The organism is Methylibium sp. T29-B (assembly GCF_000576225.1).
Classification (GTDB): Bacteria; Pseudomonadota; Gammaproteobacteria; order Burkholderiales; family Burkholderiaceae_C; genus Methylibium; species Methylibium petroleiphilum.
On sequence record NZ_AZSN01000368.1, the window covers coordinates 1 to 1,022 of the forward strand.

Consider the following 1,022-nt stretch of genomic DNA (forward strand, 5'->3'; position numbering starts at 1 on the left):
GCCACAGGCCGGCCGCAGTGAGCGCCGCGTGGTTGGCCAGCACGCTGCCGAAAGCCCACGGAGCCGCCCCCGGCAAGGCGATCGCCGCGCCGGCCGCCACCGCATGCAGGCCGAGGCTGGCGCGCAGCAGCGGCGGCATCGGCCAGGCAGCGCTCGAGGAGGAGGCGTGGGACATGGGGAAAGCCGCCGCGGTGGCGGGGCGCTGGCGGGTTACTGCAAGCGTCAATTTTCCCACAGCAGGCTGACCGGAATGCCGCGCCGGACCCGTGCTCAGGCAGCACGCTCCAGGCGTAGCGGCCGTGAGCAGGCGGCCGCCAGCAACAGGGCCAGCAGGGCCCCCGGCGCCACCACCCGGCCGATCGCCGACAGCGCCGGGATGTCCGACAGCGCGATCAGCCCGAACGACGCCACCGTGGTCAGGTTGGCCAGCAGCAGCGAGGCCAGCGTGTCATCGCTGACCAGCGCCGGCACGGCCGCGGCATCGTGCGCCGGAGTGTTCTGGATCTGGTCGAAGAACAGCGCGTAGTTCGAGCCCACCGCCACCACCAGCAGCAGGCCGACCAGGTGCAGGATGCCCAGAGCCACGTCGAGCAGCGCCAGGCCGGCCAGCGTGAGCAGCACCGCCAGCGCGAGTGGCAGGCACACCGCAAACAGCCGCGGGAGCGAGCGCAGCGAGAGGGCCAGCAGCAGCAACACCGCAGCCGCACCCAGCAACGCCTGCAGGAAGGCCTCCTGCAGGTAGCTGCCGTAGAGGCTGTTCAGCTCGAGCCCGATGTCGACCACCTCGAGCCCGCCCAGCCCCTCCAAGGCGGCACGCAGGCGCTCGGCGCCCAGTTCGGTCGGGCCCGGCTGCAGCGCGATCAGGGCCGACCAGCCGCCGTCGCGGCGCGGCAGCATCAGCGCGTCGACCGCCGACGCCAGAGGGTTGCCGTCCAGCGCCGCGCGCTCGACGGCGCCTGCGCGGCCTGCTGCACCTCGGCATGAGCTCCAGCCGCGCCGGTTCAGCGGCCCGCCGGCGGTGG

General features: G+C 73.9%; 1 pseudogene. It reads right to left on the reverse strand.

Annotation, left to right across the window (positions count from 1 at the left end):
- Positions 1-270: 270 nt before the first annotated feature.
- Positions 271-1,022, reverse strand: a pseudogene (locus Y694_RS25155) (transporter); the annotation flags it as partial.